Origin of the sequence: Methylobacterium persicinum (assembly GCF_022179525.1) — a bacterium.
GTDB lineage: Bacteria > Pseudomonadota > Alphaproteobacteria > Rhizobiales > Beijerinckiaceae > Methylobacterium > Methylobacterium persicinum.
This window is the reverse complement of record NZ_BPQX01000048.1, coordinates 1-24,114: the sequence shown is the minus strand read 5'-3', so window position 1 is coordinate 24,114 and position 24,114 is coordinate 1. Positions and strand designations below refer to the sequence as shown.

The window sequence follows — 24,114 nt, the reverse complement described above, 5'->3', positions numbered from 1 at the left end:
GTCCACCCCGAGGGGCCCACTCCATCAGGGGGTCAAAGTTGCACGCCGAAACACACTTTAGCTGTGGGATGTGCTTCCACATCGAACAAGGATCCGACCACTTGCCTACGAAAAAAGACAGGCCCTTCTCTCAAACTCCACTTGCTCCTTCTGAGCCCATCCCCGCTGAGGTGAGGCGTGGCAATCTCTCAGAGCGTGCTCGTCTTTCATCACGGACGCCGAAACGCTTCGGCGCCTAGGCCACGTGGCCGCAAGCTTCTGTCCGCCAGAAGTAAGAGCCACGCTCCCTGTGAGCCCCGAGCCTCCACCGCCAGCCATGCGGGATGGGGATCGCCGGGTCGCAAGCCGAAGGGCATCGGCACGAAAAGCGGTGTCGTACTTCACGGACCGCAGGATGGAGGGAATGGGTAGCCCCAAACCTCCAGGACGACCCCCACGCACCGCGGATTGAGCGGAGGGGTCCGTCCGCGCTGGCCGTCCAAGCTGACGGGAAGCGGTGTGTAAAGGCCGATCGCACAGCCCCGGCCTACCTGTCGAAAGGTTGCACCTCGATCCGCCGATCGACCGAAGGCGTGGCTCCGAGATCCGGACCTCCTCGGTAGAGCGTGGCTTTGCCGCCCACCGGCAAAGCCTTGCCTTCAGCAAGCCGATCTCCCTCAAACGTTCACCAAGATCCGTGGCATGACAGGAAGCACGGAGCCGGCACCACCGCCTCGGCCCGGCTGTCGCTCTGGAAGGCTTCTGTGAAAAGCCGCCGCACCTGAGGGAACCCCGCGCCGAGGCCGCCAACGCCGTGGCGGCACCGGAGCCCGGCCTTCATGCCCACGAACGATCTGCACGCTCGCGTCGCCGCGACAATCCTCGCGCAGCTTGAGACCGCTAACCCGGCTTCGTGGTCCCCACCTTGGCATGGCGCCGACCCAATGCCGCGCAACGCCCGTACCGGCCGGCGCTACCGCAGCCTTAACGTGCTTGCCCTATGGTGCGCGGCGCAGACACACGGCTATGCCGATGCGCGCTGGGCCACCTATCGGCAATGGGCGGCGCTCGGGGCGCAAGTCCGCAAGGCTCAGCGCGGAACCCTCGTGCTGTTCTACAAAGAACTGCCCCGCGGGACCGATGAAGACGCGACCGACGGCGCCCCCTTCGTCGCCCGAGCCGCCTATGTCTTCAACGCCGCCCAGGTTGATGTCGTATCGCCGCCTGCTGACGCACCAGCGCCCAGCATTACCTCAGACCCGTTACCCGCCTTCGACGCGTTCGTCGCGGCCACCGGCGCCACTATCCAGCATGGCGGCAATCGCGCCTGCTACGTGCCGGCAACCGACGCGATCCACCTGCCGCCCCGTACCGTCTTCCGCACGCCCACGGGCTATGCCGGCACTCTCGCCCACGAACTCGTGCACTGGACCGGCGCACCGCACCGCCTCGCCCGCGACCTCACCGGCCGGTTCGGCGCCCGGGCTTATGCCGTGGAGGAACTCGTGGCTGAACTTGGCGCCGCTTTCGTGCTGGCAGATCTGGGCATCGTACGCTCGCCCCATCCCGGCCACGCCGCCTACTGCGCATCCTGGGTGCCGCTCCTGCGCACTGACCCACGCGCGCTCAGCCACGCCGCCACTCAGGCTTCTCGCGCCGCCGACTACCTCGCCGCGCTGCGACCCAGCAGACCGTTGAGCGATCGCGAGGACGGTTGCCGCCCGCACCACTATTCTGCTACACATCCCCAGGCGTCTCGCGAGACAAACGTCTGAGAAGACTAGCTTTTCCTGGCAGCCGGCGGCGGGCTTAGTGTCCTGGCGCCCCAGCTGCTGCCAAGCGTCTTCGCACTCAGCAATCGTACAGTCGAAAGCAAACATATGTTGCTTGGGCATATGCTTGGGCATACGCGTTAAAAACGTAAAACCATAATGGAATCAGCGACAGCCGACGGACCCCCTCTCCGCCAGATTTCATTGCGATCACGATAAAAAAATTCAGTGATCCGTCGGCGGCTATAAAGCTAGCGCTTGAGATACGGCAATCTCGGTTCGCTCCACACCGAGTTGCTCATGCCGCCGTTCTGATAGTGGATATGCCCTCAGGGTTCGGGTGAGACGCGGTGACGGCCCACAAGGCGTACGCGGGACGGATCAAGAGCGGAGAATAAGAAGTTGCGATCCCGTATATCCGCGAGCGCGTCTTTGCGCTGTCCGATGCGCTAGATGTCGTCTTCACGCACGTTGTTTCTCTCGGCGGCGTTCTGCGACGCTGAAGATGCCATCTGACAGCATGACAGGTACCTCCTGCGTTCAATCTAGTGGAGCCATGATGTCCCAAGATATCATGTGCAGTAGATCTGGCCTTGAGCGTGGCCCGATGCCAGCGGGCGAGTAGGTACTCTATATGGTGCCGGACCAAAATAGTGCCGCGCCCTTGATCGTGCAGCTTCAGTGCCCGGGCACCGAGTGACTCCGCAAAAAAATGGACGTCGGTTCAGGCTTCATCCCAGGTCTCAGTTGCGCCATGAGCGGACATCATTTTGTTGCCCGAAACCAGACGTTCAGCTTCGCGCCCATCTCGGTCGCTCAGCCGCCGCTATCGGCTTCTTCGGAGCGGACGCTGCGACACTCAGTGCGTGGCTGTCGCCGCGCTCACTCTCCAGACAGTATTGCCGACATCGTCGGCGACGATGAGAGCACCCGTCCGATCGAGGGCCACACCGACCGGGCGTCCGCGGACCGTCTTCTTGTCCTCTGCGAGGAAGCCGGTGACCACCGGAATCGGTGCTCCGCTCGGGCGTCCATCGACGAAGGGGACGAAGATCACTTGGTAGCCGTTCAGCGGATCGCGGTTCCAGCTGCCATGCTCGCCCACGAACGCGCCATCGGCGAATTGCGGCGACACCTTCTGACCTTGGGTGAACGCGACACCGAGGGTCGCGACGTGGGAGCTTAGTCCGTAATCCGCCTTGATTGCCTTTGCGACCATGTCCGGCCTCTGCGGCTGAACGCGGTCGTCTACGTGCTGCCCCCAGTAGCTGTAGGGCCAACCGTAGAAGCCGCCCTCCTTGATCGAGGACAAATAGTCCGGATCCGCATCCGGCCCGTTCTCGTCGCGTCCGTTGACGACGGCGAACAACGTTCCTGTTCTGGGCTGGACAGCGAGGTTCGTCGGATTGCGTATCCCGGTCGCGTAAAGGCGTTTGGCGCCGGTCAGCCTGTCGACCTCGAAGATGGCCGCGCGATCCTCCTCGATATCCATCCCGTTTTCGGCGACGTTGCTATTGGACCCGACGCCGACGTAGAGCTTTGATCCATCAGGGCTGGCGACCATCGCCTTGGTCCAATGATGGTTGATCGGGCCGGCCGGCAGATCCGCGAGCTTGGTCCCCGGCTCCTTGATCTCTGTCTGCCCGAGCTTGAATGGATAGGCGATGATCGCGTCCGTGTTGGCCACGTACAGCGTATCCGCCACCCACGCGACGCCGTAGGGCGAGTGCAGGTGGTCGACGAGCACCGTCTTCATCTCCGGAACGCCATCGCCGTCGGCATCCCGCAGCAACGTGATGCGATTGCCGCCCTTCTCGGCAGAGCCGCCGCGGGCCTTGATCAAACCTGAAATGTAATCCTTCGGCCGGAAAGGCTTGGTGCCGGGGCCGTTGCTCTCGACGACGAGGATGTCGCCGTTGGGCAATGGGTACACGATACGCGGATGCATCAGCCCGTTCGCCATAGCCTGGATGTGTAGGCCGACGGGAACTGTAGGCGTTTCCCCGGTCTTCCAACCAATGGCCTGCGGCACGCTCATCGGGGGGACGAGGTACTGGCGCGACTCCGGAATGTCCGGGTTCGACCCGTATTGCTTCCCGGGATCGCCTCCCTTGTCGTTGCAGCCGGCCAGCAGAGCGACGACCATCAGGCTGGTAGCCGTGCGGAATCGCTTCACGGTCATGCGTTGTCTCCCCGGGCGGGCATCTTAAGGCCGGTCGCGCACCAGCCGCGAAGGCCGGCGATGAGAAGCAGGATCGCGACGATGGCCGACACAGTGATCCCGGACGGAACGACGGACGTCCAGCCATCGCGCGTATGGATGAAAACGTTGACGATCGAGAGGATCGCGGCGACGGCCAGCAGGCCGAAGTCGGGCCAGCTGATCGTCCCGGCTCTCCCGAGCAAGAAATCGAGCACGAGCACGAGCGCAGCAATCAGGGCTAGCACGAGCCCGCCGGTGATCAGCCACGCCGAGAAGTTGGCCCACTGTATCAACGCGTTGCTTAAATACATGGAGTCCGTGAACAGGGCAGCCATCAGCAAAGCTCCACCCAGTCCGACGAAAAACGAGTGCAGTGGCTTGGGTGTGTGGCCCGCGCCAAGTTGCCTAGCCATTCTTTCCTCCAACGAAGCAACGACTTGAGAGAGCTCGGCCGCTCATGAGTAAAACGCGAGATCTCAGAAAAGTTGCAACGAGGCACGGCCGCTTTGTTGCAAACGCGATGTTCCATCGTCGCGATGCTACCGAAGCCGGACAGGCGGTTACACGCGCGACCGCACCAAATGGGCTCGCGACGCGGTCCGGCAATTCTGTGATCGATATTTTGACTTGTGCTGGGCTTTGGAAAGTGCCGCGTGCTGCAGTTGCAGCCGGCACGGCATCGGTCAGCTCTTGCCGACCGACGAATGTCCGCTTGCTGATCCTGAAGCTCGATGGCAGCCTGCCTAACATCACGCGACCTTGCCGAGCGGTCCTGACATCGAGTGCCTGCGCCGCTTTCCACCTGAACCCCGTTCACCAATAGATCTGAAGGCGAGTGATGATCGTATCGACTGAGAATGACGCGCGGCTGAGGGCGTCAGATTGGGTCTCGCTCGGCTGCACCCGCCCGTGGATGTAGTTTGCGATCAGGCGTAAATTCGGCTCGGGATACCAGTTGAGGCCAAGGGTCACATCCCGCTCCGAACCGGCACGAAAAACTCGAGCGTTGAGGTCGATGCTGCTGTAGCGGGCGGCTACTTCGAAGACACCGATTCCGCCCCGGGAGACCCGCTGCCCCTCCGGCACGATTACACCCTTGAACGTCGCGTATGTCGTGCCGCCTTGCGGTGTCATAGCGTAGCTTCGGCCTTCTCCGTTCAGCACTAAGCCCGCCTCGACATAGCCGCCTTGAAAACCGAGGACCGGCAGTGGGCCACCAAGCCCCTCGAACCGCTCAATCTCGGCGTGGATGTACTCAGCTTGGAGCAGCAATGGGCCGTTGCGGTAGGCGAATTCCGACCCGATGCGGGAAGCTCGTGCCACGTCGGGCAAGTCGCCGGTGTCGACGAAGGAGCGCGCGAATAAGGATGCTTCGGCCGGGGTGGAGAAGCTGAAATTGTCGTCGCCGCGGGAGCGACTGCGATAGATTCCAGCGAGCCCGAAATGGAGGGTCTCGTCCTTGTTCATGATGGGCGCCACGGTGGCCCGTGCGCCCACCGCCACTCCGTCGCCGGAGATGCCGTTGCTGGCAGCATTGCCGAACACCCCTGCGACCGCAGTCCAAGCCTGCCCGTGATGCCCTATCGCAAAGCCGAACCGGCGGTCCGGCACGAAGGCGTTGGCTAGCGAACGCTCGGCGAACAAGGTGTCGTTGTTGCTTTGCAGCCATTCGAGACTGAACGGCACCTTCATGTTGCCAAGGGTGAGGATCGTGTCTGGCAATCCTTTCCAGGCCACGAAGGCGTCGTTGATCGGCAGAACGGGATCGCTGAAGTCGTACTGGAAGGCGATCAGCCAGTCGCGGCCGATAGTGAGGGTCGGTTCGATCCAGGAACGGCGCACCGCGACATTGTCCGGAAAGGCCTCAGGTAGGCCCGGCCGGCTGAAACCGGCCGCACCAGCATCAATGTGTAGACGACCGCCGATATTCAGGTTCACATCCGGGTCACGGAATGTGAGCGTCAACCCCTTCTCATCGTAGCGCAAGCGCTCTCCGTTTGGGCCGGCCATGCCTTCGAACGTGTCGCTCCCGGCGCTGGCAGGCGCCGCGAGAGCGAGGGAGACGGCCAGGAAGGCCGCGGCGCGGCGCGTTTTGATCACGGTGTCAGAGAGCAGTTCGCCACGGCGGCGACAACCACCTGGGCCAACCTAAGCTCAAATCACGACGCTCGTGGCATCGCGGTCACGTTCCCAAACCGTTCGGGACAGTTGAAAAAGGCGGCCCTCTATAGCGTCTCGGTCACGTCAGTGCGGCCGCGACCGAGGAGCAGGGCGCCCCCTCCCATAAGCCCACTTAACTCATTGCAGCATCATCTGAAACGCGCTGATAGGTGGGGTCACGATCGGTGCCGATCACGACCCTACCCAAAATGCGTATTTTCCTGTTGCAGCAGCTAGTTAGCGAGAATTATGCCGGGGTCATCGTTCGACGCCGGTACACACGAACCTGCGTGGGGAGCAAATCAGATGCGGCCACGACCCAACTTCCAGGAGCATTTCAGGCGAGGCAATGCGGGCTCTCATCCAGATCGTCGCGCTACACGATCACCGCCCACTGCTCGTCCAAGAGCCAGAATAGGTCCGCCATCGTCACCTCCAGGCCGCAAATCGCCGCCTGGAATCATAAACTGCTGCACCGTGCAATGACTTGGTTCGGTTCATACCCTAGACCGGTTTGCTAGTTCAGGATCACCTTCGAACATGAAGCTATACAATTTAGCGGCGCAGCGTCCAATAGCGGGGGTTTCTATTTGATTGCCAACGACACTGGTAACTTTAAAGCTTTATATTTGTAATAAAATCAATCTTTGTGTGTCGAACGACGCATGTACTCGAAGGGGAGGTACGTAATAAGTCCTCCGATGACGCGTTGCGTATATATAACATGCGGAATTAGTAACTATTCATAAACCGAATCGGTTAACCAAAATTTATGGTGTCGACCTCAGTTTTGTTGCCACTAGGTTGTCTCGGCCCGCCGGCCCCCAATCGAGGTCACGGATCGTGGTCGCTCACGACTTGTCGTAGCATTGCGGACGGAAAGTCGGATTAAGCGCAATAAAGATACGCTTTGAACGGCGTATATTTCAGTCAGTATTGAAATTACAACTGTGACGCCGGGAGCTTGGCATTCGTGCGTCATGGGATGTGCAGACGTCGGTCTTGAGCATCCGCCCTGGAATGAGATCTGAATTTTAGGTTGATCGCCACGCCTTCAGCGAGTTGTCGATCGAAGGCGATGGGTCCGTTGCGTTGAGCGTGCGTCTTGAGCGGTAATGGATGGATGAAATGAAAGCCGGCACTTTGTCCCGACGCGCCTTCGTGGGCGCCCTTACCACGATGCCCCTAGCGGCCAGCTCTGGGTGGTGCGCTAAGGATGATGTCCGCATAGCCTTCGTGGGCGACTCTCTGTCAGACGGAATGTGGGGTGGGGCCACCCGTCTGGTGTCGCAGGAAGCCTGTCTAGGCCAAAGGGTAAAGCTCGGCCGTTTCGCTGAGAATGGCACCGGTCTCACCCGTCCTGCGAAGTACGACTGGGTCGCCGAGGGCAAGACCGTCGTTGCGAAGTTCAAGCCGAACCTCAGCATCGTCTCGCTCGGCCTGAACGATCGGCAGAGCATCGTCGATAACTCTCGCGCACGCTTCGATCTCGGCACCCCGGGATGGCGGACCCGCTACCTCGAGCTCAGTCAAGCACTGGTCAGGAACCTGGAAGCGGCCGACGCCGGCGTGCTCTGGATCGGGCTGCCTATCCTGCGCGACAAGCCGGCCCAGGACGATGCGGCGGAGAAGAACGCCATCTTTGCCGACGCGATCAGGCAGATGGGTGATCCGAAGGTCCGTTTCGTCGAACCCTGGAGGCAGAATCCGACGGGACCCGACGCATTCCAACCCTATGGCCACGATCTCCGGGGAGCCGAAGTCCAGATCAGGGCGACGGACGGGATCCACTTCACGGCGGCCGGCTATGACGTCCTCGCCGCGCATCTCTTCCGCCAAGTCGCGGGCTTCATGACTGAGCGCGGTCTGGAGATGTCGTACCCCTGCCAGCAGCAGGCGCAGCGGTGAACCTTTCGGCAGGCCGACGCGGCGTTCTCGCAGCCTCCGGTTCGGCAGTGTTACTGCTCGCCTTCGCATTCGTTCCGGTCGGCGGTGATCCGAGCCCGCAGCACGTCGTGCCAGTCCCTGCCCCGCCCCCGATCTTGATCGAAACGGCGATGCCCGGATCTGAGATCATCATGCCGGCACGCTTCCAGCCGGTGGCGACAGTTGGCAAGGACGCGCCCCGGATCAAGTCGAGCCGCAGGGGAGTGTCGATCCTCCAGATCGGCGACAGCCACACGGCCGCCGACTTCTTCACCGATGCAGCCCGACAGGCGTTGCGCCGCAAGTTCGGTGTCGGCGGCATCGGCTACATGAGCGTCGGAACACCCCATCCGGGTGTGCGGAGCAACCTCCTGAGGGTATCTGCCAGCCCCGGTTGGACCTACGAGGCCATCCAGCGTTTCCCGCACCCGGAGGTGTTCGGCCTTTCCGGGTTCAACGCCAGTACGAGCCGCCAGGGGGAGACGCTCACCTTCTCCGCGTCGAGCCTCGAACCCTACGCCCGTATCGAGATCGAGGTCCGGACCGAACCGGAGGGGGGGACGATTGTCGTTGAGGTCGACGACGAGGTGCGGCTGACGACGGCATTGGCCTCGACGACGCCGGGATCGCGCATGATCAAGATACTGGCGCCTGCTGGCGAGAGCACTTTCCGCAAGCTGGTTCTCAGAACTGGCGAGGCGAAGCCAGTGACGGTCTCGGCAGTCGGCATCTACCGCGATGGAAGGGGCGTCACCTACAGCAACGTCGGCTTCCCGGGCGCGACCGTCGATGTCGTGGGCAAGCTCGCCGAGGGTGCGCTCCGCAACGATCTTGGACGGCTGTCTCCAGACATCGTCGTCCTAGCTTTCGGGACCAACGAAGGGTTCGACGCCAAGCTGGATCCGGCCGCCTACCAAGAGCGCTATCGGTCGGCCGTGCGCGAGATCAGGACGTCCGTTCCGAAGGCGCGGCTCGTGATGATCGGTCCTCCACAGGGCGAGCGTCCGTTGCCGACCTGCAAGCCTGAGGAGGGCAAGCCATGCCCGGCCCCCGGCATGGAAAAACAGACGGCGGCCGAAGGGGAGAACGCCTGTCCGAAAAGACCGGCGCAACTCGATAAGGTGCGGGAGGTCCAGCGCCGCATCGCCGACGCCGAACGACTGCCCTTCTGGGATTGGTGGGCGATCATGCCGGGTGGCTGCGGCGCATCCCGTTGGGCAGCTGCGGATCCGCCATTGATGGCCAAGGACCACGTCCATTTCACCAAGGCGGGCTACCGGAGAGGCGGTGAGAGCTTTGCCGCTTTCCTTGAGCCTGAAATCAAGGCGATGCTCAGAGGCGAAGATGCTGTTTCCAACGATTGAGTTCGCCCTTTTCCTCATGCTCGTTCTGCCGCTCACGTGGCTCCTGAACCAGAAGAACGAGATCAAGAAGATTTTGCTCGTAGCAGCGAGCTATGTCTTCTACAGCTTCTGGAGCGTCCCTTTTCTGCTCCTCCTGTTCCTATCCTCGTTGTCAAATTACGCCTTCGGCCTGATTATCGGCAGAGGATCGGGGACAAAGCGAGGCAGCATCTGGGTCGGCGTTGCGGTCTGCTGCAATCTTCTGCCCCTGTGCTTCTTCAAGTACTACGACTTCGCGGCGGCTCAGATCCGTGCGCTGGCGGGGCTCGCGGGTTCGGATGTCGATTTCGGTTCGACCGGCATCGCCGTACCGGTGGCAATCTCGTTCCTGACCTTCCACGGCATTTCGTACGTAGTCGACGTTCACCGCGGCAAGGTTCAGGCTTCGCGCTCGCTCGTCGATCTACTCCTCTACATCAGCTTCTTCCCGCACCTCGTCGCCGGGCCGATCGTCCGTGCCTCCGAGTTCCTTGGTCAGCTCGCCAAGCCGTCTGATCCCCGGAACATCGACCTCGGTGGAAGCACCCTCCTCATCCTGGGCGGTCTCTTCAAGAAGGTCGTCGTCGCCAGTCACCTTTCGATTTTGTTCGTGGATCCCGTGTTCACCAATCCCAAGGCCTACGGGTCAGTGGATCTGATTCTTGCCGTCTACGCCTATGCGATCGTTATCTACTGTGACTTCAGCGCGTACACGGACATCGCGATCGGCGTCGCCGACTTGCTGGGCTACAAATTTCCCCGCAACTTCGACCAGCCGTACATTGCACTGTCGCTGCAGGACTTCTGGCGACGCTGGCACATAACGCTGTCGAGCTGGCTGCGCGACTACCTGTACATCCCGCTGGGCGGCGGCAGGGCAGGGCGCTGGCTCACCTACCGCAATCTGATCCTGACGATGATCCTGGGCGGCCTTTGGCATGGTGCGGGTCTTCAATTCATCCTCTGGGGCGCCCTGCACGGCTTCGGCTTAGCCGCCGAACGCCTGCTGCGCGAGTCGACCGCCGAATCTGGCCGCTTTCGCCGCTTTCTCCGCGGGGAGACCGGGCAGACGCTGCGCTGGCTGATCGTCTTCAACTTCGTCTGCGTCACCTGGGTCTTCTTCCGGTCGGCGGACGCCAACGGCGCGGTCGATTACCTGGCTACGATCGCAAGGCGGGTCGGCGATGGTACGCCGCTTACAGTCTCGCCGCTCGTGCTCGTGCTGATGATGGCCGGCTTCCTGACCCAGCTACTACCGCTGTCGGTTTACGCCGCTGCCGACGGGCGCTTCCGCAAGCTATCAATCGCCGGGAAAGTCGGTTTCAGCACAGCGACGATATGGGCTGTGACTATGCTCGCGCCGTCCGGGATGGCTCCCTTTATCTACTTCCAGTTCTGATCCGGATGCGCCATGCCTTACTTGCAGACTGTCGTCGAACCTTCGATCGCGTTGTCGCCCGGCGAGATCATGCCGGACCTCCAGGATAAAGCCGCCGCGCGGTCTGAGTTCGGCTCGGCGGGGCGTGCGGTCGCCGCCGTGTGGGCGACGTGCCTTCTTCTCGCCCTCGCCTTTCCGCAGGCTATCGCCTCCTGGCTCGACGACTTCGAGCCGAACCCCGTCGTCGCCGTCGCGCAGAACTGCACGAGCCGGCTCATGGCGGTCTCAGAGACCCTCGGCATAGCCACGTTTTCAGGTGCGGCCCGCGAACTGGGCAAGTCCGTCGTGCGGAAGCCGGAGTGAGCACGATGAGTGTCTACAAGCGTTTGGAGTTGACGATGATCACTGGAAAAACGTTGCGAGGGGCGCTCCTCCTGATGGGGCTTTGCATCGGCTCGGGAGCTCAAGCCTCCTGCATGGTGGTCGGCGACAGCATCGGCGTCGGTATAGGCGCAGCGCTGAAGGGCGTCTGCCAGAGTTCCGCGAAGGTCGGCATCAGTTCCATCGCGGTGGCCGAGCGAGTGAGGGCGGGGGCCCATTGGACGATCGCCTCCCTTGGAAGCAATGATTTCCCCCGGGGGATCGGCGCGGCGCAGCGGTCTCAGTCCGAGGCGCGTGTGCGTAGCGCCCTCGTTTCGGCGTCGGCGAAGGCTGGTGACCATTTGATCCTTGTGCTGCCAGCGAACGGTGCGCGGGGCATCGTTCAAAGCTGGGCGTCCCTCAAGGGCGTGCGGACAGTCTCCTTCTCGCCGGGCCCAGACGGTATCCATCCTCGGAACTACAACGCGCTGGGTCGCGAAATCCAAAGCCGCATCAGCGATTAGTTGCGGAATGGATGACCTCGCTCATCTGTTTAAGAGGTGGGTGAGGTCAACAAATCATCATCTTATCCGCGCTCTTGATTGGTTCAATAGTACAACATTTTCGCGCAAGGGAATTCAAATGGTTCATTATGATTCACATTAACGGATATATTATTTACGATGTTGTTCGAGCGCGAATTCTTCCTGGCGGTTTGATCGAATTTTATGCATTGGAAGTACGCAATCTCAGGTTGATTGGTCCACTCTGTCGACATTGCCGGCGACATAGACCGGTCGGGGAGTGCGGACATGAAGAAAGTTTTGGCGATCTCGACTGCGACCCTCACCCTCGTCCTCGCGGCTGCTCCGGCCGCTGAGGCCGGGTTCCGTGGAGGTGGCGGCCACGGCTTCGGCGGCGTCCATGGCGGAGGACGTGGCTTCGGCAGCTTCCATGCGGGGCGTGGTTTCGGAGGCGGATACCGTCATTTCGGCGGGTATCACGGCGGCTACCGGCACTACGGCTACCGCGGATATTACGGCCGCGGCTACGGATATTACGGCCCTGGTTATTATGCGCCGGATGCCGGCGCCCTTGCAGCGGGTGCAGCTCTCGGCCTCTTCGGGGCTGCCCTCGCCGGGGCGGCTGCGGGTTACTGAGATTGACGACAAGGGCGTCGGCGCTCGTCGAAAGGGCGCAAAAGGACGACGCCGAGCCGGTATCTGGTTCGGCCCGTCCATCCGATGGCTGAACGTTAGTACTCGAGCTGAGCTCATATCCGCTTTTATCGGGAGTGTGTCTCTTGAGGAAAGTTGTTCTGTTGAGTGCGGCCGTGATCTCGTTCCTTCCGCACATGGGAGCGCGGACGGCCGTTCAGGCCCCGCGGAAGGCGCCGTAACCAGATGGTTCACGACCGATCGATCGTTGAACTGTTACGATAGACGGGGGAACCGGAGCGGCTGCCGCCTCGACGAGGATTCGCACGTCATCATCAGCTACGCACCGTCGGGTTCGACTGCCGTCGCCTTCGCGACCTACGTCAACGATCCCACGGGAAATGCCGAGATGTTCGCCGCCGCGGTGTTCCATAAAGAGCAGGACGGATGGCGGATTGTCCGGACTGTACCCAACCTCACAGGAAAGTCCGCGACGAACGTCGCCTTCAAGCCAGGCAGCGTCTCCTTCGACACGGAATTCTGGCGGGAGAACGACAGCCATTGCTGTCCGACCGGCAGGAAGCGTTGGACCGTGTCCCTCCCTTAGCGGCACGAACTAAGTCGTCGCTCTGGTCGCGCAGTGGCCGGCATGCCGACACCCACCATCTATCCAGTGATCGGACCATCATGAAACCTCAAGCCTGTCGTCACGCCAGTCTTGCCACCGCGGCACTCGGCCTAATCCTGTCGTTCGCCCCTGCGCAGGCGGGGGGTCGAACGATCGTGGGGGAATGGGCACCTAATCCTCATCAGTGCTGGCCCTCGCAGGGAGCCATCGCGATCAGTCCGCTGAGCGTCGTCGGCGACGAATTTCAGTGCAACTTCAACAGCGTGTCGCGGCTCGGCGACGTTGTGACATGGCGGGGTACCTGCGGCTTCCCCGACGTAGCCCGACCCGCCACCGTGGTAGCGTCCCTGCGGGGCGACACTCTTTTTATGCGCATCAATGGTGGCGATAACGGTCCTTACCGGCGCTGCCGCATCTCCTGATCACAGGCGAGAGTGGACATGGCGGTAGCGATGACACCGCGTCCGGTCCGGGCGCTCCTCTTCTCGGTGATGGTGCTAACATCCAAGTCTGCCTTTGCCGACGGCCGAAAAGATGCGGCGTCTTCGCCCGAGGGTACTTTCCAGAAACTCAACTCTTATGATCGGCCCGGCAGCGACCAAGAGCTGTTCGGTTCCTGGCGTTCGCCGACCATGGCGCAGATGCTCTTATGTGATCTGTCTTGCAGGTGGGCACGTGGACTCCACGCGGGACAATTTCTCTGAAGCCATTCGCCGTCTCGTAGAAGAAGCCTTGACGGTGAAGCGGTCGTGAGGAGCTTTCAGCTTAGAGCGGCCATACTCTCTGCGGCGTCGGTAATGGCATCGCCAGATTTCGCTTCCGGTAAGATATTCTACGGCGCCCGCGCAGAAATGACGGTACCGTGGTGTCCATAGGCGGGACTGATATTGCGCAAGTAGTGATCCACACCAAGCACATGCGCGACGACACAATCGGATTCTGTCGCGACTACGTGCAGAAGGTTACGCCTGCTTGCGTTCAGGAGGAGTTGGCAGTCCGTCTCAATGACGAGATCGCGGCCAACTGTCCACGTGGTGACTTCGCCGACTGCCGGGGCAATCGCTACCGCAAGATGGGTCCCTCTTGGGACAAAGACAGCATGACGAAGTACGTCCTAAACAATCTCGCATCGAGAGATTGCTGACGGCTCGTCGGCCAGCGGCAATCCAACCAACGTGTAGATCTTCAAAGCCCTCTGTCGCAGCCGGGCACCACTTGAGGAGTGAGAAAAGTGCGCAAGGTTGGCCTTAGCATCTTTGGCTCCGTACTCTGTTCCATCGCCTTTGCTGCAGGTTCGGCATGGGCACAGGTGGAGCAAGAGCGCTTCAGCTACCCTGTCGGTCTTGATCCCTACGGCGACAACTTTCTCGCCCTGCGGAGCCAGCCTAGCGGCTCGGACGGCGTTCGCATCGCCCGCCTCGGACCGAATACCCTTTTCATTGAGATCGGTCGTCAGGGTGGCTGGGTGAACATTCAGCTACCCTCTGGACAGACCGGCTGGGTAAGTGCTCGCTACGTCGGCTGCTGCCGAACCGCAGAAACGGGACCGACCGTTCGAAGCGCCCCTGTCGCCCCCTCGTCCTGTGACGACCTCTTGTACGAACGCAACGCGATCTTCAAGTCCGCCGGCTACTGCTTCCGTACACCTCGCGGCATCAGAGCCTTTGGAAATGCGGGGTGTCAGTACGACGATGAGGCCGATGTGCCCCTCTCGATTCGCCAGCGGCAGCAGGTCACGCAGATCCGGGCTACAGAGCGGCGACTTGGCTGCGCGCCCTAGCCGATGGAGCTGGCGTCAATCTTGGTCGTGGACGGCACGGGACACGGCGTAATGCTGAGGAAAAACTGAGGCGTCCTAGAGTGATGCGATGTCCCCTCTAGTCGCTGCGGGTTCAGCTCAAATGTCCGGACAGGTCAGCGGACGCACGGAGGATTGATCGACTTCCTGCCGGCGACCTGCAGCGCCCTATTCGAGATTGCGCTACCTCCAGCATAAAAGAAAAAAGGACAGATCCACATATCAGTCCTGCCGTTCGTTCAGGCACAGATTCTCAACAGTCTGCAAGAATTTTCACGTTCCGTCAGAAATTAGAGTCAGGCTGATGGGGCGCGGCAGCGGCGAAGCTAGCGAGCTTTACGGCGAGGAATACTGGACGTTGAATCTGGGTCCAGTGATCAGTCAATTGCCTGTGCTGTGCGGGCTAGATGAGAGATTTTCGGTGGTCTGTCTGGCGTGCCAAGCTTCTCAATGACCTAGCAATCATCGGCGATGGCGCTGAGGGTGTCGTGGGATCACTGCGGCGGCGGCACACATTTTCCGCGTGTCGCCGCAGTTCGATGCCGCTTGCGTAAGGGTAAGGACGTCGGCAAGACCGACGGCATTGCCTTCCAGAGGATGACACGCACGATGCCGATCAAGGCACTCAACGAGCGGAAGAAGCTCTCAAGCGACTTCAATGAAGCCAACGACGCTTTCATCGACGCTGTGCTCGGCGCCCTCCAATCCGGTGAGATCCCGCTCGACCTCGCCCGCGCCTATCTTGCCCATCCGGTCGCCATGATGCACTCGGACGGTGCGCAAGCAGTGGCAAACTATTTCGACCGAATTCTATCCCAACAGCCAGACATCGATTGGATCCCGGGAGATTAAAGGCCATCGATGACAGCTCATTGGATCGGTCAATCCCGCCGACAGTGACGGGCGCCCGCTTCCGGATCGTCGTTTCTGTGTCGGGCCAGAGCTTGCACGCCACCGCGAATGCCGCCACGGCCAAGTCTAGCCGGTAGTGTTCGGCAACTCGTGAGCAGATCCGATTGGCCCTCCGGCTCTGGGCCTGGGCGTGCTGGCAATCCTGCCGATTTAGTTCCGTGACGGCAGGGAGACGCCGCACCGGCCTGAGCCTTCCACGTGGGCATGCGCTCGACAGGCTCGACCGTACTGGTTTGGGCGCCGCTGCCACGTTCGGTGCTGATACCGCAAGATTGGGTGAGCGTGACGAACAGGTCGTAGAGATCAACGTGCTCTCCGTGTCGGCGCCGCAGCCTGTCGAGATCGTAGACTCCGCGCCGCGCGCAGGGCTCTCGCAGACGATCACGAACCGCCCGCCCCTACACCCCCCGCAGCACGCCCCGCGGCGGTCGCTGAGCCGCCGTCATCCGGTCGCAGAGATCGAGGAGGTGGCGGGCGGCCAGCGACCACGTGAATTTCCCGGCTTGGACGCGGCCGCGCTGGGCATAGGCCTCGCGGTCGTCGCCGTGCCGGCAGAAGTGCGCGATCGCTGCAACCCATCCTTCCGCGTCATGAGGTTCCACATAGACCGCCGCCGTTCCGCAGATTTCGGGGAGCGAGCCGCGGCGGGACACGATGGCAGGGCATCCGAGCACCATCCCCTCCAGCGGCAGCAACCCGAAACCCTCCGTGGTCGAAGGACAGACCGTCGCCGTCGCTGCCTCGAGCAGGCCGCGCAGTTCGTCGTCGCTAAGGGGGCCGGAAAAGACGATGTTCTCCGGGACGCTGAAGCCAGCCTGCATGAACTCCTGCCGCCGATCCTGCCCGATCAGCACACACCGGACGTCCCGGAGCCGCGGATCGCAAAACGCTCGCAGCAGCAAGCCGATGTTCTTATGCAATTGATCGCTTGAAAGGCCGACGACGTAAGTCCTCAAGCGGAGATCGAGCTTATCCAAGATATCGTAATCCGCCTTGAAGCGCAGCATATGATCCACGCCGTTGTGAACGACACTGATCTTCTCAGGGGCGGCGATCTTGTGTTTTACGATCTCCGCTTGAGAGTATCGCGAAACCGTCACGATATGGGAATGGAAGCGGCCGATCAGCGGGATGGTGGTCCTATAGAAGGAGCGGAACCGGAAGGAGTATGACAACGGCACGTTGAAGACATGAGCATCATGAATCATCGTGATGGACTTCTTCTTCAGTGCCGGCGCGAGATTACACAGATTGATGAGGACCTTGCCCCGGGCCCGCCAGGGGAGCTCCAGCTGCTCCCAGGTATGGCCGTGCGAGACCCCATGCATGATTCGGAACCGATCCAGCGTCTGGGCGGCGTGCCACCGGGGGAGGATGGCATTCGACGGAACGGCGATCTCCATCGGGGCGTCCGCCCCGTTTCCCTCGTCCCGCAAGCGGCCGCAGGCATGGATCAACTCGAAGGCGACGCGGTGGACGCCCGTCAGGTCGTTCGTCAGGAATTTGCCGTTGAAGACGAGGGGGGCGCTGCCTAGCATCGTCGTTTCTCGCAATCGCATGTCTGGAGGGTGGCGCTACCCGGCTATCGTCTCGACGGGCTCGGCTGCATGGTCCGGGGGTACCGCGGCCCCGGCGGAAGGCCGCGCTTCCGCGGAAACGGCGGCGCTCAAATGGTCGGCGAGCCGCAGGGCAAGGGCGACGATCGTGAGAGTCGGGTTCGCGTGGCCGCCGGTCGGGAACACGGAGGCCCCGACCACGTGAAGGTTGGCACTCCCGAAGACGCGACAATCCCGATCGACGACACCGTGCTCCGGCGAGGCGGCCATGCGGGTCGCGCCGATGAAGTGGTAGTTCCCCGCCAGATCCCGATCGGTCAGGGGCCGATTTGCGGAGAGCCAATCGGGCATCGTCGCCTCGGTGAGCCCGGCGGCCGCGAACGTCCGGGCGAGGGCTTCCGCCAGGTATCGGGCGGTTCGCCGTTCCGCGGGGCCGATCTTCCAATCGATTGTCACCCGGCGCAGGCCGGTCGCGTCACGCTCGTCCGCCAGGGCGATGCGGCTGTCCCTGTCTGGTTCCTGCTCCAGATCGATGACGACGTCGATCTGCGGATTGGCGAGGCGGAGCTCGAACCCGGTCACATACTTGCGCAGGACGTTGCCGAGGATGGATCTTGCCCCCGCCAGCAGCATGCGCGCGTCGCGCTGGTTCGAGGGCGAGAGGAGCGCGCCCCGCCGGAGGCTGTCACGCAGGCGCCTGCCCGCCGCCCAGGGAGAATCGGCGCCGGCGCTGTACTGCAAGGCCGCGCTCGCGTTCAGCAGACCGTGCGACGACTGAGCCTTCTCCGACAGGCTGAACCCGTATTCGTAGCGGATGTCGTAGCGGGGTGGCCTGAGGAAGTTGTTCAGGGTCTTCTGCAGGAGGGCCGCCTGCTTTGCGGTGGCGGCGAGCCGCAGGATGGACCCCCTCGGATGCTGCATGAAGTAGCGGCCGACCGTGTCGTAGCGGTTGATCCGCGCCAGGAACGCGGCCTCCATGTTCAGGAGGATGCGGGCGTTCTCGATCCCGCTCGCGGCCAGGACGAAGTGTCGGGCGGTGATCGTCAGCCCGTGGCCGTTGAGGGACCGGAAGTGGGCGCGGCGGATCCGACCTGCAGATGGATCCCCCGCGAACAATGCGAAATTCGCGTGAAGGTATAAGAACGAACTGGGGTTGCAGGATAGGTCGTCGCGGTAGGCCTTCGCGAGATCGAAGTTCCTGTGGTAGCCGAGCTTGAAATGGCGCCTGATGGTCTTCCGGCGGTCGGGGGACGCGACGCGCCAGATGAAGAGCGAGACGTCGCCGCTCCCGTCGGCGAAGGCCTTGAGCGGAGGCCGCTTCCCGATCAGCGCGGCGTCGGCGACCCAGGGCTGCCTGAAGTTGAGGGCCTGCTTCGCGGCCTCGTAGTAGGGGACCAGGTCCGCCTTGCGGATTGGCCATCCCGAATGTGCGACCCAGGGGCGGCGCTCGAAATCGTGCGCGTCGAGTTCGGCGCAGCGGCCGCCCCACTGCGTCGTCGAGCCCCCAAACACCCGGTATCGCCCCTCCCGGGGGTCGATGGGATGGCCCGTGCTATCGCCGGCATACAGGTCTTGCGAGGCTGTTTCGAACGTCAGACCGCCCGCCTCCGCCAAGCAGAAGGTAATTCCGTTTTCCGCCAGGCGGCGGGCGAGGCTTATCCCGGCTGCACCAGCACCGACGATGCAAACGGAGACGTCTACAATGTCCCCATCGCTCGATTTTTCGAGATCCTTGATCATCCGAGTTCTCGAACTGGCCTCATCTATAAGTCTTAATAAACAAACACTCGCGTTAGCCATTCCGAGACTGGTTTCGCGATAATAATGGCTAGGGCACCATGTCAAATATGGGAATAGAAAATACTGCGTAAGGTTCGACAATACGGTCTGTCGCCCAGGCGAAACATGGGGCGTCCCAGTGGCTACCAGAGCATTTTCCGCCGAAGTGGACGCCGGTTCGCCGTTAGAAAATGATGCAAAAACAATGACCTAGAGCATTTTCCGTGACGCAGTGATTGCAGAAAATACTCCAGGGGGGCGTATTGGCCGATATCGGGGCGGATCTCACCCGTAAGCTCCGCGTCCCCGGGGGCATGGCCCTGCTCCGGAATTCGGGCGCCGCGTGGTTGGCCCTCCGAGCCGGGGCGATCGAAGTCCGCCACAGGCTGATCGGTGCGACCCGCCAGCGGCTCATCGCGTTCGGCCTTGGCTCTTTCGATAGGGAGAGCATTGTATCGCCATAGGCACGTCCGGCTGCAGGGATGTGGCGGCGGTTGATCGGTCGGGCATTCGCGTCGTTGCTTTTGGCGGATTGAGGCCCATCGAGCGTCCGTGCGCATCTCGAAGCACACCCGTCCCGTCGCCGTTCCCTCTGCAGGGGAGGGCGCCGCGCCAACGAGCGACGCTAAGGCCGACGACTCCGCCCTCTCGCGGGACGCCCGCTACTCCATCGTGGCCGTGGTGCTGGGGCTGCGGATCAATCCACAGACCTCGACGCTGCCACTCGTCCGGTGGAAGCGGGGAGGTTTTTCCATTCGATCCCGGCGCTCCGAGCGCCTCGCTGACGAGGGTGGAGCAGGCTGATAGCCGCCGGTCTGCTCCGGATATAGTCAATCGGAGAAGCAGACGGTCCTTTGGCGATCCCAAGCGGGCATTCGGATCGGTCTTAGCGCCTCCCCGAACCGGCCGTTCGGCAGTCACCCGTCAACTCAGGCCCGAGGTGTCAGACGGACCCACCGCTTTCGGGTAAGCTACCGTCATCGATACCGATGAGGAAAAGCGCTGCCGTTCACAGAAATACGAAATTGTGAGGCCCATCGAACATCGTAGTCGCGGATATCCGCTTCATCTCAAAGCGAGTGTCAGGACGTTGTCGGAACGATGAATATGGACGAGATGGTGGCTTGGCTAAGCCGCCGTTGGGTGATTGGCGCAGGCTTCATGGCCGCTGCCGGACTGGCCGCGTTGCCGATCCTCGCGACATTGGTGTCGTTGCCGGTGCTGCTGATCTTTCTCTGCTCGCCCACATACATGGTGCATCAGGTCGAGGAGCATCACCACGACCGCTTCCGCCGTTTCGTTAACGACACGCTGTTTGCCGGGCGATGCGCCATGACAAGGCGTGACGTCCTCATCGTCAACGTGCCGGTGGTATGGGGGTTGAACCTGGGCGCAGCCTATGCGGCTTACTTCCTGACCCCAGCTGCGGGCATGGTCGCGGGGTATGCGATGCTGGTCAACGCGATGGGACATCTGATCGCAGCCGCAAGGCTGCACGGATACAATCCCGGATTGCTCTCAGCCGCGCTCTTATTTGTGCCGCTTGGGACAGCCGTTGTCGTCACAGCGGGACCGCTGCAATCGACCTCCGTCGCCTGGCATTTCGCCGCCCTCGGCGGGGCGCTCGTCGTTCACATTGCCATCGCCGCCAGTGCGTTTTGGCGTGCCGGGATGAGCACCGGCCGAATGCTCGGATGATACCAAAATAGCTGATCGAAGCTGCAAGCAAGCGATCCAAATAAAGCCGAAATCGCATTAACGTTGCACCAGGAAGCAAACTCCATTTCCTTCATCGCGCGGTCGATAATCTTTCCAACCTCGAATAATCCGACCATCACGCGCGATTGAGACACGGTGGCATGACGCCGGCAGCGCTGGAGTTTTCCGCCTTTCCCGAATGCGGGTCCGGAAGCGAATCGCCGCAAATCTACCCCAAGCAGCACGCCGCAAACGACCTAAGTCGGATGCCCAGACCTTCGTTGGCATTTCTTGGAAGCAGACGCTCTGAAACCTTCACTTAGGCGGTCGGAGGGCAACCCGCCGCCGAATTTACGAAATGATAGAAGGGGGAGCGATAGGCTATGAGCGGCAGATTATGCGATTGATCAAATTTTGGAAGTTTTTGCATTGCTTGGCCCGTGGTCGTATTTTGGTCTCGCTATAATTGCCGTCAACATGGTGTTGGCCGGAAGATTTTATGTATCTTCCAAGAACAATTTGCGTAGCTCCAATGCGCTTATTAGTGATAGCGTCCACAAATCGGTTTTTTCAGGCGATGCCACGCCAATTGCTAGGGCATATTATGGTCGGGTCGCCGAGATGGTCTCTCTATCGATCTTAATGCTGGCGGCCATATCGTACTATGAAGGCAACTTACCATTTGCGATCATACTTGCGATTCCTGGCGTTGGCTTAGGCATATGGTTTCGCTGCCTTGATTATAAGTGGCGAAAGTCCAAGGGAATTGTTTAGCCATCGTCTGCAAACGTCTTAGCTTATCTCACTGCAGACGGGCAGAAATCTAACCAATTGAGCCTTTCGGCGGACCACGGGCGTCAGCCGGAGCTAGCCGAAAGCAGAACGACCACTTCGGAGAAAGTTGGCCAGCGAAGCGGACGGCGTCGGATCGACTCACCGCAGTCGTTCACGCGTGCCCATGCGACTCCCGAAAGCGGACGTTAATCGCGCTGATACTCTCGCAGCGATGCACGCATTGTGCGTGATTGGTCGATGATACGTCGGTGGGCTAAGGCCGGGCCGGGGCGATCCGGTCCACCACGTGCGCGCCGGCCGGGCGCCCGGTCTCGGCGAGATGCCCGTCCGAACGGGCCGCGTAACCGGAGCCGAAGGCGGTCACGACAAGCTCGCGCCGTCCGTCTCCGGTCTCGCGGCTCGCCAGCAAGGCCCGGCCGCGCGGCAGATCAAGAGGATCACCCCGGCGGTCCCAGGCCCGGTGGCCGGGGCCACGCCCCGCAGGTAGTACAGGGCCGTCGGGTTCGCCTCGCGGTCTGCGTTGAGTGAGCGGGGCGCGTCGGCGACCGGCCCCTAAGCCAGGCCGAACGGGGCGTCGCCCGGTCCCGCCGCTGCCCTGGCCGGACCTGTCATCACCAGGACGGCCAGCGCGGCCGTGCGGAGGGACGTCGAGCGCATCGTCCTATTCCGCCGCCTTGAGACGGGGCCGCTCCGGCTCCCGAACCCGCGCCGCGGCCTCGGCGGGCCGGACCCGGCCGAAGCGCGCGTAGAGGGCCGGCAGGACCACCAGCGTCAGCAGGGTGGCGCTGATCAGGCCGCCGATGACCACTGTGGCGAGCGGGCGCTGTATCTCGGCGCCGGTCTTGGTGGCGATGGCCATCGGAACGAAGCCGAGCGAGGCGACGAGCGCCGTCATCGCCACCGGCCGCAGCCGGATCATGGCCCCCTCCAGGATGGCCTCCCGCTTCGGGCGGCCCTCCGCCACGAGCTGCTTGATGAAGGTCAGCATCACCAGCCCGTTGAGCACCGCCACGCCGGAGAGCGCGATGAAGCCCACCGCCGCCGGGACCGAGACCGGCATACCACGCAGCCACAGGGCCAGGATGCCGCCGGTCAGGGCCAGCGGCACCGCGCTGAACACCAGGAGCGCGTCCCGCGGCGATCCGAGGGCCGAGTAGAGCAGCAGGAAGATCAGGAAGAAGCAGACCGGCACTACTACCATCAGCCGCTGCTTGGCCGAGGCGAGGTTTTCGAACTGCCCGCCCCAGGTCACGTAGTAGCCCGGCGGCAACTGCACTTGGCTCCCGACCTTGGCTTGCGCCTCCGCGACGAGCGAGCCGATGTCGCGGCCGCGGACGTTGGCGGTGACGACGACCCGGCGCTTGCCGTTCTCGCGCGAGATCTGGTTCGGCCCCTCGGTCACCGAAAAGCTCGCGACCTGCTTGAGCAGGACCGAGCTCGCCCGGCCGTTCGGGCTGGGCGGGAGCGGCACCGGGATATTCTCCAGGGCCTCCCGGTCCTCGCGCACCTTGTCGGTCAGGCGCACCACGATGGGGAAGCGCCGGTCGCCCTCGAAGACGATGCCGGCATCCTTGCCGCCGATGGCGGCGCCGATGACGTCCTGGATGGCTCCCGTGCTGAGACCGTAGCGCGCCGCCTCGGGCTTGTTGATCTTGATCTCCAGGAACGGCAGGCCCACCGTCTGCTCGACCTTCACGTCCTCGGCGCCGTCGATGCCCTTGAGGGCCGCCGCGACTTGGTTGGCGGCCCTCAGCATCGGCTCGAACTCCTCGCCGAACACCTTCACGGCGAGGTCGCCGCGGGTGCCGGCCAGGAGCTCGTTGAAGCGGAGCTGAATCGGTTGCGAGAACTCGTAGACGTTTCCAGCGAGCGCCCCGACCGCCTTCTCGATCTGCTCCTGCAGGTCGGCCTTGGACAGGCTCGGGTCGGGCCATTCTTCCTGCGGCTTGAGCATGACAAACGTGTCGGATGAGTTCGGTGGCATCGGATCGGAGGCGACCTCGGCCGTTCCGGTCTTCGAGAAGACGTAGGCGACCTGCGGGAACGTCGAGACCGCCTTCTCGACGTTCAACTGCATCGCCTGCGACTGGCTCAGCGAGGTCGAGGGGATGCGGGTCACATTAAGCGCGATACTCTTCTCGTCGAGTTGCGGGATGAACTCCGTCCCGAGCCGGGTGGACAGGAGCTCCGCCCCGACGAGCAGCAGCAGGGCCGCCCCGAGGAAGGCGAACGGACCCCGCACCGCGGCGCCGAGCACCGGCTGGTAGGCCGCCTTCAGCGCCCCGATGATGAGGTTGTCCTTCTCGGTGACCTTGCCGGTGATGACGATGGCGATGAGCGCCGGCACGAAGGTCAGCGACAGCACGAAGGCCGAGACCAGCGCGATGATGACGGTCAGCGCCATCGGCTCGAACATCTTGCCCTCCACGCCCGTGAAGGTCAGGAGCGGCACGTAGACCAGGACGATGATCGCCTGCCCGTACAGGGACGGATTGATCATCTCCTCGGCAGAGGCCCGGACGGTCCGGAGGCGCTCTTCGGTGTCGAGGGTCCGCCCGAGTTCGTGCTGCCTCTCGGCGAGATGCCTGAGCGCGTTCTCGGTGATGATGACCGCCCCGTCGACGATGAGCC

17 protein-coding genes and 2 pseudogenes are annotated in these 24,114 nt (G+C 62.3%); 13 read left to right on the top strand and 6 right to left on the bottom strand.

From position 1 onward, the window contains the following. The first annotated feature begins 818 nt into the window (after positions 1-818). Complete coding sequence (locus MFF22_RS19260) at positions 819-1,754, top strand: ArdC family protein (protein ID WP_238251121.1); 936 nt, start codon at positions 819-821, stop codon at positions 1,752-1,754. 856 nt (positions 1,755-2,610) lie between these two features. Here the strand turns inward: MFF22_RS19260 and MFF22_RS19255 are convergent. From MFF22_RS19255 to MFF22_RS19245, 3 genes are all read right to left on the bottom strand, one after another. Further along, complete coding sequence (locus MFF22_RS19255; protein ID WP_238251105.1) at positions 2,611-3,933, bottom strand: PQQ-dependent sugar dehydrogenase; 1,323 nt, start codon at positions 3,931-3,933, stop codon at positions 2,611-2,613. Beyond that, positions 3,930-4,367: a DUF2231 domain-containing protein gene (locus MFF22_RS19250; RefSeq protein ID WP_306424691.1), complete on the bottom strand. Its 438-nt coding sequence runs from the start codon at positions 4,365-4,367 to the stop codon at positions 3,930-3,932. The genes MFF22_RS19255 and MFF22_RS19250 overlap by 4 nt, the downstream gene beginning before the upstream one ends. 400 nt (positions 4,368-4,767) lie before the next feature. Beyond that, on the bottom strand, positions 4,768-6,054 hold the full coding sequence (locus MFF22_RS19245; protein WP_238251101.1) for an OprO/OprP family phosphate-selective porin: 1,287 nt from the start codon (positions 6,052-6,054) through the stop codon (positions 4,768-4,770). A gap of 1,179 nt (positions 6,055-7,233) precedes the next feature. Between MFF22_RS19245 and MFF22_RS19240 the strand changes: the two genes are divergently transcribed. From MFF22_RS19240 to MFF22_RS19195, 10 genes and pseudogenes are all read left to right on the top strand, one after another. After that, positions 7,234-8,022 carry an SGNH/GDSL hydrolase family protein gene (locus MFF22_RS19240; protein WP_306424690.1) on the top strand — a complete coding sequence of 263 codons (789 nt, stop codon included), beginning with the start codon at positions 7,234-7,236 and terminating at the stop codon, positions 8,020-8,022. Positions 8,023-8,192: 170 nt separating this feature from the next. Continuing rightward, a complete protein-coding gene (locus MFF22_RS19235) occupies positions 8,193-9,404 on the top strand; it encodes a GDSL-type esterase/lipase family protein (protein ID WP_238251089.1) in 1,212 nt (403 codons plus the stop codon). Next, positions 9,385-10,821 (top strand): MBOAT family O-acyltransferase, encoded by a 1,437-nt coding sequence (locus MFF22_RS19230; RefSeq protein WP_238251078.1) that lies wholly within the window; start codon positions 9,385-9,387, stop codon positions 10,819-10,821. Before MFF22_RS19235 ends, MFF22_RS19230 begins: the two co-directional genes overlap by 20 nt. Before the next feature lie 12 nt (positions 10,822-10,833). Continuing rightward, positions 10,834-11,163, top strand: coding sequence for a hypothetical protein (locus tag MFF22_RS19225; RefSeq protein ID WP_238251069.1), 330 nt, complete (start codon positions 10,834-10,836; stop codon positions 11,161-11,163). Between the two features lie 5 nt (positions 11,164-11,168). Next, complete coding sequence (locus MFF22_RS19220) at positions 11,169-11,684, top strand: hypothetical protein (RefSeq protein ID WP_238251067.1); 516 nt, start codon at positions 11,169-11,171, stop codon at positions 11,682-11,684. A 288-nt stretch (positions 11,685-11,972) separates the two neighbouring features. Further along, positions 11,973-12,320: a hypothetical protein gene (locus MFF22_RS19215; RefSeq protein WP_238251065.1), complete on the top strand. Its 348-nt coding sequence runs from the start codon at positions 11,973-11,975 to the stop codon at positions 12,318-12,320. 265 nt (positions 12,321-12,585) lie between these two features. Beyond that, complete coding sequence (locus tag MFF22_RS19210; protein ID WP_238251063.1) at positions 12,586-12,924, top strand: hypothetical protein; 339 nt, start codon at positions 12,586-12,588, stop codon at positions 12,922-12,924. Between the two features lie 1,243 nt (positions 12,925-14,167). Beyond that, positions 14,168-14,452, top strand: a pseudogene (locus MFF22_RS19205) (SH3 domain-containing protein); the annotation flags it as partial. 51 nt (positions 14,453-14,503) lie between these two features. Further along, positions 14,504-14,725 (top strand): annotated as a pseudogene (locus tag MFF22_RS19200) (YARHG domain-containing protein); the annotation flags it as partial. 489 nt (positions 14,726-15,214) lie between these two features. Next, positions 15,215-15,595, top strand: coding sequence for a hypothetical protein (locus MFF22_RS19195; RefSeq protein WP_238251062.1), 381 nt, complete (start codon positions 15,215-15,217; stop codon positions 15,593-15,595). Between the two features lie 458 nt (positions 15,596-16,053). Here the strand turns inward: MFF22_RS19195 and MFF22_RS19190 are convergent, their stop codons facing one another. After that, positions 16,054-17,193 carry a glycosyltransferase family 4 protein gene (locus MFF22_RS19190; RefSeq protein WP_238251060.1) on the bottom strand — a complete coding sequence of 380 codons (1,140 nt, stop codon included), beginning with the start codon at positions 17,191-17,193 and terminating at the stop codon, positions 16,054-16,056. Positions 17,194-17,229: 36 nt separating this feature from the next. After that, positions 17,230-18,951, bottom strand: a complete 1,722-nt coding sequence (locus MFF22_RS19185) for a GMC oxidoreductase (RefSeq protein ID WP_238251058.1) — start codon at positions 18,949-18,951, stop codon at positions 17,230-17,232. Between the two features lie 591 nt (positions 18,952-19,542). Between MFF22_RS19185 and MFF22_RS19180 the strand changes: the two genes are divergently transcribed. After that, a complete protein-coding gene (locus MFF22_RS19180) occupies positions 19,543-19,794 on the top strand; it encodes a hypothetical protein (RefSeq protein ID WP_238251055.1) in 252 nt (83 codons plus the stop codon). Between the two features lie 297 nt (positions 19,795-20,091). After that, the gene (locus tag MFF22_RS19175) at positions 20,092-20,688 is read left to right on the top strand and encodes an HXXEE domain-containing protein (RefSeq protein ID WP_238251054.1); all 597 of its coding nucleotides are present in this window, start codon (positions 20,092-20,094) and stop codon (positions 20,686-20,688) included. Positions 20,689-22,144: 1,456 nt separating this feature from the next. Here MFF22_RS19175 and MFF22_RS19170 read toward each other — a convergent pair. Next, positions 22,145-24,114: efflux RND transporter permease subunit (locus MFF22_RS19170; protein WP_238251052.1), on the bottom strand; the 1,970-nt coding region annotated here is incomplete at its 5' end.